The 7,968-nt window shown below is 49.3% G+C and carries 8 protein-coding genes; all 8 read left to right on the top strand.

Annotated features, from left to right (window positions below; translation table 11 throughout):
- On the top strand, positions 1–1,200 hold a 1,200-nt coding region (locus GT1_RS19930; protein WP_188400185.1), incomplete at its 5' end, for a glycine/betaine/sarcosine/D-proline family reductase selenoprotein B.
- Positions 1,201–1,354: 154 nt separating this feature from the next.
- A complete protein-coding gene (locus tag GT1_RS19925; RefSeq protein ID WP_188400184.1) occupies positions 1,355–1,843 on the top strand; it encodes a prolyl-tRNA synthetase associated domain-containing protein in 489 nt (162 codons plus the stop codon).
- A gap of 103 nt (positions 1,844–1,946) precedes the next feature.
- Entirely contained in the window at positions 1,947–2,876 is a 930-nt protein-coding gene (gene trxB, locus GT1_RS19920) for a thioredoxin-disulfide reductase (RefSeq protein WP_223226394.1), read from the top strand.
- A gap of 55 nt (positions 2,877–2,931) precedes the next feature.
- Positions 2,932–3,249, top strand: coding sequence for a co-chaperone YbbN (locus GT1_RS19915; RefSeq protein WP_188400183.1), 318 nt, complete (start codon positions 2,932–2,934; stop codon positions 3,247–3,249).
- An 81-nt stretch (positions 3,250–3,330) separates the two neighbouring features.
- The gene (gene grdA / locus GT1_RS19910) at positions 3,331–3,798 is read left to right on the top strand and encodes a glycine/sarcosine/betaine reductase complex selenoprotein A (protein WP_083945402.1); all 468 of its coding nucleotides are present in this window, start codon (positions 3,331–3,333) and stop codon (positions 3,796–3,798) included.
- A gap of 235 nt (positions 3,799–4,033) precedes the next feature.
- Entirely contained in the window at positions 4,034–5,572 is a 1,539-nt protein-coding gene (gene grdC, locus GT1_RS19905) for a glycine/sarcosine/betaine reductase complex component C subunit beta (protein ID WP_188400182.1), read from the top strand.
- 4 nt (positions 5,573–5,576) lie between these two features.
- Positions 5,577–6,740, top strand: coding sequence for a glycine/sarcosine/betaine reductase complex component C subunit alpha (gene grdD, locus GT1_RS19900; RefSeq protein ID WP_188400181.1), 1,164 nt, complete (start codon positions 5,577–5,579; stop codon positions 6,738–6,740).
- Positions 6,741–7,018: 278 nt separating this feature from the next.
- Positions 7,019–7,960, top strand: a complete 942-nt coding sequence (locus GT1_RS19895) for a selenium metabolism-associated LysR family transcriptional regulator (protein ID WP_188400180.1) — start codon at positions 7,019–7,021, stop codon at positions 7,958–7,960.
- Positions 7,961–7,968 lie beyond the last annotated feature (8 nt).

Genomic DNA, 7,968 nt, shown 5'->3' with positions numbered 1-7,968 from the left:
GCCATGGGTTTTGAAGGCTTGCTCAAGGGTGAAGGAACAGTTACCGGCACCATTATTTGCGGTGATAACTATTTCAACGAGAGCAAGGAAGCCGCTATGGCAACTATTTTGCAGATGGTCAAAGAAGCTGCGCCGGATGTTTTTGTCGCCGGTCCGGCCTTTAATGCCGGACGGTACGGCGTAGCCTGCGCAGAGATTTCCAAAGCAGTTGCCGAGCAGCTGACCATTCCGGTAGTCACCGGCATGTATGTGGAAAACCCCGGAGTGGATACCTGCAAAGCCGTCGCCTATGTGGTAAGTACCAGCGATAACGCCGGCGGCATGCGTAAAGCATTGCCCTTAATGGCGTCTCTCGCCTATAAGCTGGCAAAGGGGATTGAAATTGGTTCACCGGAAGCAGAAGGTTACATTGCCCGGGGTATGAGAAAAACTCTCTTTGTGGAAAAAAGAGGTTCTGAGCGGGCGGTGGAAATGCTCTTAGCGCGGCTGAAGGGTGAGCCGTTTGAAACCGAAATGCCGATGCCGGTTTTTGATGTAGTGGCTCCTGCCGCAGCCATTAAAGAGTTAAGCAAGGCCACCATTGCCTTGTGCACCACCGGCGGTATTGTTCCGGCGGGAAATCCGGACAAAATCCAATCAGCCAGCGCCCAAAAATGGGGCAAGTATGATGTCAGTGCAAGTAATGCCCTGGAAGCTCCCTGCTATTATACAACCCATGGCGGCTACGACCCCGTATATGCCAATGAGTTTCCAGACCGCGTCGCTCCTTTGGATATTTTAAAAGAATATGAAGCCGAAGGATATATTGGCAAGGTTTTCGACTGGTTTTATACCACCACCGGCACCGGCACTGCCGTAAGCAAATCAGTGGAATTTGGCACGGAAATCGGTGCAGAATTACAAGCTGCCGGAGTGGATGGTGTAATCCTGACCTCTACCTGAGGCACTTGTACACGTTGCGGTGCAACGATGGTAAAAGAAATCGAAAGATATGGCATTCCGATTGTTCATATGGCTACCATTACGACCATTAGCGAATCAGTCGGTGCCAACCGGATTGTTCCGACAGTTGCAATTCCTTATCCGGTGGGCAATCCAAAGTTTGATAAGGGCGAGGAACATGCTTTAAGAAAAACACTTGTTAAAAAGGCGCTGGATGCCTTGACTACGGACATTACCGAACCGACTCAGTTTGAGTAGCAAATACTGATATAGAGAAATTGGCGGTACTGTCTGTGAGCAATGCTAAGGAGGCTCAGACCTCCCAGACATTGTAAAACAGTTGCTGTTGTAATACATTGCCGGTCGTGATTAGCACAAAGATAATATTATGGATTAAAAAGGAGTTTCAGTAATGGAACAAGACCAAAAAGTGTTTCAGGCATTTAATGAATTGAATATTTCATACCAGCTTTATCAACATCCGCCTGTATATACCGTAGAAGAATGGGAGCAATATATTGGCGGCGAAGAGGGGGCTGTGTGCAAGAGTCTTTTTCTTCGGAACCCGAAAGGGGATAAGCATTTTCTTGTCATTGCCGATCATTCAACCACGATTGAGCTGAAGCTTCTGGCGAAACATCTGGCTGAAAAGCAGGTAAGTTTTGCTTCGGAAAAGCGGCTTGAACAATATCTTGGATTATCGCGAGGTGCGGTTTCTCCTTTTGGCTTATTGAATGATGGCAACCAGCAAGTGATTGTTGTGCTTGACGCAAAACTAAAAAAATATAATCGCCTGAAATTTCATCCTAATATAAATACTGAAACTGTTACTATTTCTTATGGTGACTTGGAAAAATTCATTCAATGGCGTGGCAATAAGCAGATAGGTATTAATTTGTAGTCGATTACCCTAATAACGCTGAGAAAATGGACAGGGACAAATTTACCGTCCGTCAGGGTGAGGAGCGGGTACTGCTGTAAATTAAAGAAGAGGGTGAACTATCATGCAAACTTATGACATTATCATTATCGGCGGCGGTCCTGCAGGGCTTGCGGCAGGACTGTATGCCGGCCGGGCGCGGCTGAAGACTCTCCTAATTGAAAAAGATAAAGACGGCGGGCAGATTGTTATCACCTCCGAGGTAGAAAACTATCCCGGTTGCATAGAAGAAGAATCCGGCGTATCCTTAGTTGCTCGCATGACCCACCAAACCGAAAAGTTCGGTGTAGAACGCGCTCAGGATACCATTACCGCAGTCGACTTTTCCGGTGATGTCAAAGTGCTTAAAGGCAAAAAAGGCGAATACCATGGCCGCAGTGTAATTATTGCTACCGGCGCATATCCTCGCCCCATTGGCTGCGAAGGCGAAAAAGGACTCATCGGTAAAGGCGTTTCCTATTGTGCCACCTGTGACGGCAACTTCTTTGAAGACATGGATATTTATGTGGTCGGCGGCGGCGATACTGCCGTGGAAGAAGCTATGTATCTGACTAAATTTGGTCGCAAAGTAACCATAGTCCATCGCCGTGATCAGCTGCGGGCTGCTAAATCCATTCAGGAGAAGGCGCTCAAAAATCCTAAAATCAATTTTATGTGGGATACTGTCATCACCCAATTAAAAGGCGACGGCTTGCTTGAATCCATGGTTATAAAGAATCTGAAAACCGGTGAGGAAACAGAGATTCAGGCTCCGGCAGAGGATGGCACCTTTGGGGTGTTCGGCTTTATCGGCTTTTTGCCTCAATCCAGCATATTCGAGGGAGCTATTACGCTGAAGGATGGTTACATACCGACCAATGAAAGAATGGAAACCAATGTTCCCGGCGTATTTGCCGCCGGTGACATCCGGGTCAAAGATGTGCGCCAGGTTGTAACCGCCGCCGCAGACGGGGCGATAGCCGCTATGATGGCGGAAAAATATTTAGAACACTAAGATTCGATTGCTCGATTGTTCGGCATATCGATACAACAAAAGGGAGAGTGTTGTTATGTTAGTTGTTGACAAAGAGACATTTGAAACCGAAGTGCTTAAAGCAGAGGGCACTGTACTGGTAGACTTTTTCGGCGATGGCTGTGTACCTTGCCAGGCATTGCTGCCCCACGTTGAAGCCCTTGAAAAAACCTACGGGGATAAAATCAAATTTACTAAACTCAATACCACAGGTGCCCGCCGTCTGGCCATCAGTCAAAAGATCATGGGCCTGCCGGTTATCGCTATCTATAAAGGCGGCGCCAAAGTGGAAGAATTGGTGAAAGAAGATGCTACCCCGGACAATGTGGAGCAAATGATTAAAAAATACATTTAATTAGTTAGCGATTAAGCTATTTAGCGGTCGCGGTACCGCCGGGACCGTTTAAATAAAATTAAAATTAGGAGGAATCAGGCTATGTTGCTGAAAGACAAAAAAGTCATTATTATCGGCGACAGGGACGGCATCCCCGGCCCCGCGATTGCACTTTGTGCGCAAACCGCAGGCGCGGATGTAGTATTCTCATCAACAGAATGCTTTGTCTGAACTGCTGCGGGCGCTATGGACCTGGAAAACCAAAAGCGGGTTAAGGAATTCACGGAGGAATACGGTGCGGAAAACATCGTAATCCTGCTCGGCGCAGCCGAGGGAGAGGCGGCAGGTCTTGCAGCCGAAACCGTAACAGCCGGCGACCCCACTTTTGCAGGTCCTTTGGCGGGAGTCCAGTTGGGACTGAGAGTATACCATATGTGCGAGCCGGAAATGAAGGCCGAGGTAGACCCACAGGTATATGAAGAACAAATCAGTATGATGGAAATGGTTCTGGATATCGACAGCATTGTTGATGAAATGAAATCCATTCGCGATCAATACTGCAAGTTCTAGGGTTTTATCCGCTAATTCGCTCTAAAACTCCCGCCTCTTTAGGCGGGAGTAAGAGCGACTAAGCTCCGGGCAATTCCGATTAATAAGTTTTATTTCCATGTATTGCTAAGATAAGCCGTATCACTATCACTTCACGCGAGTGACAGGAGGAATGTGCGGGCGGTAAGAGAGAGGATTACATAGTAGGCCTTATCTTTTAGCGCCCGTTTAATCTTTAGATGAAAGGGTGTTTCCTATGTACAGCGTACTCAAAGGGGCGAGCTACTTTCTGGCACATACGCCAGACATGGTTGTTCATAATGGTACGACCCAAACTACTGAAAAGAGAGTAAAACCTGATTCCGATTACCTGAAAGAAATCGTACATGGCCTGCGTGACTATGAGGCGTGTGCAGCTTATCCGCCCAATCAGGTTTATATCGGTAATATGACACCCGATGAACTGGCAGAGCTGCCTATGCCTTGGTATGACAAGCGCGTGGAAGCAAAGCGCCAGGGTACGTTCGGGGAAATCATGCCACAGGATGAATTTATCGGCATGATGAAAATCTGTGATGTATTTGACCTGGTCAAGCTGAATGAAAATTTCAGCAAGGCTGTTAAGGCGAAGCTGGAAGCCCATCCGTTGGTGGACAACGCGTTGCTTGCCGGCCTGGACAAGTATGCCGGAGCAGCGGAAATTGCCGAGTTGGTAAAAAACGCCGGGGCTGAGCCTATTTATCTGCATGGCGAAGTAATCGGCTGTGTGAAGGCTGCTCATGATATTGACGATTCCCTGTCAGCTCATGTCATTTTTGAAAACCTGGTTTCCAAGGCATCCTGTGTAGTATCTGTTCTGCATTTAATCCACCAGAACGGTGTGAAAAAAGAAGAAGTAGAATATGTAATTGAGTGCTCCGAGGAAGCTTGCGGTGACATGAATCAGCGTGGCGGCGGCAATTTTGCCAAAGCTGCAGCCGAAATGGCAGGACTCATCAATGCCACCGGCAGTGATGTGCGCGGTTTCTGCGCCGGTCCTACCCATGCGCTGGTACAGGCGGCCTCTTTGGTTAAGGCAGGAGTCTTTAAACATGTGGTAGTAGCCGCAGGTGGTTCCACAGCCAAGCTGGGGATGAACGGCAAAGACCATCTGAAAAAAGGCTTGCCCATATTGGAGGATTGTGTGGCAGGATTCGCGGTGCTGATATCGGAGAATGACGGTGTCAGTCCTGAACTCAATACCGATATTCTTGGCCGTCACACTGTGGGAACCGGCTCAGCACCGCAAAATGTCATTTCTTCATTGACTTTTGCTGCTTTGGAGAAGGCGGGCCTTAAGCTGACCGATGTGGACAAATACTCGGTGGAAATGCAGAATCCTGATATCACTAAACCTGCCGGTGCGGGCAATGTGCCGGAAGCCAACTACAAAATGATTGGTGCGCTGGCTGCTATGAAGGGTCAAATCCAGAAAACGGAGTTAAATTCCTTCGTAGAAAAGCACGGCATGACCGGTTGGGCGCCAACACAAGGTCATATTCCTTCCGGTGTTCCGTATCTTGGTTTTGCACGTCAGGAAATGCTGGCGGAAAGGATAGAGCGCGCTATGTTCGTCGGCAAGGGAAGTCTGTTCTTAGGACGCATGACCAACCTGTTTGACGGTATTTCCTTTGTGCTGCAGAAAAATAGCGGTACAAACCAGGCGGACGGGATTACCGAAGCCCGGGTGCAGCAGCTGATTGCCGCGTCCCTGCGGGAGTTTGCCGGGCACCTTGCCGGAAAGCTGGAGGAGTAGCGTTATGGCGGATAAAGAGATCAACCGTATCATTGCCGACACCTTTCTCAAGCTGGCGGATACACTGGAAAACGGTGCTCAGGCTCCCCGGGCCGTTATCGCCCTTACCGCCCTTGGCAGTGAGCATGGTGAGGACGAACTTTACCAAGCTGCGGCTATGGCAGCCAAGCAGGGAATACAGGTGAAGGTCATCGGCACGAAGCCTGCGAACGCTCCCGGTGTGGAAACAGTGAGCATTTCGACGGAAGAAGAGGGGCATGAAGCACTGGAAAGCCTGTTAGACAGCGGGGCTGCCCAGGGCGGCGTAACCATGCACTACCCGTTTCCCATCGGGGTTTCCACGGTAGGCCGTGTTATTACACCGGCCAAGGGGAAGGCGATGTATATTGCCACCACCACCGGCACAACAGCTCTTGACCGGGTAGAGGGACTTGTGCGCAATGCCCTGTATGGTATTGCCACAGCCAAAGCCTGCGGTGTGGCTGAACCGACGGTGGGCCTCTTAAATATTGATGGGGCACGTCAGGCGGAACTACAGCTGCTGAAGCTGGCGACCAATGGCTATCCTATCCGGTTTGCCACTTCAGGCAGAAGTGACGGCGGTGCTATCATGCGGGGCAACGATCTTTTGAGGGGTTCTTGTGATGTAATGGTCACCGATTCACTGACAGGCAACATTCTTATGAAATTATTTTCCTCATATCATACCGGCGGCAACTATGAGTCTGTCGGTTACGGCTACGGGCCGGGTATGGGAGAAAACTTCGATAAGCTAATCCTGATCGTGTCCCGTGCTTCCGGTGCTCCTGTAGTCCAAGGAGCCCTTGAATTTGCGGCCGAGCTGGTTGGCGGCGACTACCAACGCGTCTTTGCGACAGAGCTTAAGGCGGCCAAACAGGCCGGACTTGACGCTGTGTTAGCCGGGTGCCGGGTGCAAAAGCAACCGCTAGAAGTGTCTAAGGCCGCAGCGCCGCCGAAAGAAGTGGTGACCGCGGAAATCCACGGCATCGAAATTTTGGACTTGGAGGACGCCGTGCAGGCTTTGTGGAAGGAAAACATCTATGCTGAAAGCGGTATGGGTTGTACCGGACCGGTAGTGCTGATCTCTGAGGCAAAAGTGGAACAGGCCAAGGGCATTTTATTGAGCAAAGGGTATATCGGCGAATAATAACAGCTCGTGCAAGGAGGCCTTTCCATGACGAAGCAGCAAAGCCTGCGTACTTTACCTAAGATGGATGACCTTTTGCGGGTCATAGAAAGTTAAAGCGGCAATCTTTGAAGTAAAAATCTAATTGATTGTCCTTACACTCCGTCGGCGGCAATACCGGCGGAGTGTGTGGCATACAGGCAAAGTATGTTCAGTACGATTACTTAGTCTAGGCAATACAGAGCGAGGAAGCGGCTGTTCTTTGCAGCGCTTGAGCAGAGTTTACGGGAGGTAGCAAGATGGAAATGAAACAATTGGAAGCATTTGTCGCAGTGGTTCAATACAACAGTTTTTCCAAGGCCGCCGACATGATCTATTTGTCTCAGCCGACCATTAGTGCCCATATCAGTTCTCTAGAGAATGAGATCGGGGCGCAGCTGTTGATACGTTCGACTAAGGCGGTTTATCCAACCCAGACAGGCAAAGAGTTGTTTCACCGGGCCAAAAGCATCCTTGCCCTGCGCGATGAGGCTATCAGCAGTGTCAGTAGGATTGACCGGGAGTTGATGGGAGAAATCAGCATCTTAGCCTCTACCGTGCCTGCTCAGTTTTTGCTGCCGGAAATCATTACCGCCTTTCAAAAACAGTATCCCCGTATCGTGTTTCATATCCACCAGGCGGGCAGCCAGCAGGTAGTGGAAGGGCTTTTGGGATACCGGTATGATTTTGGTATAGTGGGCACAAGCGTCAATTCCCGTTGTTTGCTGACAGTTCCTTTCTATCATGACAGACTGGTGCTGATTACCCCCAAATCGATGCCGGTTAACAAAGGGGCGATGTATCGCGACCTGCCGGCGTTTTTGCGGCAACAGCCTTTTGTGATGCGCGGGGACGGCTCCGGCACCCGTGTGGAAATGGAACAACTGCTGTATAAGCAGGGCATTTCTGTCCGGAATCTGAATATTGTGGCCTGTTTTCATGACACCCAGAGCATTTTATCGGCTGTGTCCCAGGGAATGGGAATATCCTTTGTTTCCAAAGTTGCGGCAACTGCCTATGAAAAAACCGGGCAAATCAAGGTATATAACCTTGAGCAGCAGGCATTCACGCGGCAATTTCATCTTGTTTTTAAAAAAGAAGTGGTGTTATCGCCGGTCCAAAGGGTATTTGTCACTTATCTGGAAAATTATTTTACTAATGGAAACATTGCTGTATATTCTGAGCAAAGAGATTGCCGCTAAAATCATGT

Source organism: Sporomusa sp. GT1 (assembly GCF_014634905.1).
Classification (GTDB): domain Bacteria; phylum Bacillota; class Negativicutes; order Sporomusales; family Sporomusaceae; genus Sporomusa; species Sporomusa sphaeroides.
This window is presented reverse-complemented; position numbering and strand designations above follow the sequence as displayed.

Bases quoted from the DNA above. Each gene is read 5' to 3' on its own strand.
- GT1_RS19925 (WP_188400184.1), top strand. From the start codon at position 1,355: ATGGAACAAGACCAAAAAGTGTTTCAGGCATTTAATGAATTGAATATT.
- trxB (WP_223226394.1), top strand. From the start codon at position 1,947: ATGCAAACTTATGACATTATCATTATCGGCGGCGGTCCTGCAGGGCTT.
- GT1_RS19915 (WP_188400183.1), top strand. From the start codon at position 2,932: ATGTTAGTTGTTGACAAAGAGACATTTGAAACCGAAGTGCTTAAAGCA.
- grdC (WP_188400182.1), top strand. From the start codon at position 4,034: ATGTACAGCGTACTCAAAGGGGCGAGCTACTTTCTGGCACATACGCCA.
- grdD (WP_188400181.1), top strand. From the start codon at position 5,577: ATGGCGGATAAAGAGATCAACCGTATCATTGCCGACACCTTTCTCAAG.
- GT1_RS19895 (WP_188400180.1), top strand. From the start codon at position 7,019: ATGGAAATGAAACAATTGGAAGCATTTGTCGCAGTGGTTCAATACAAC.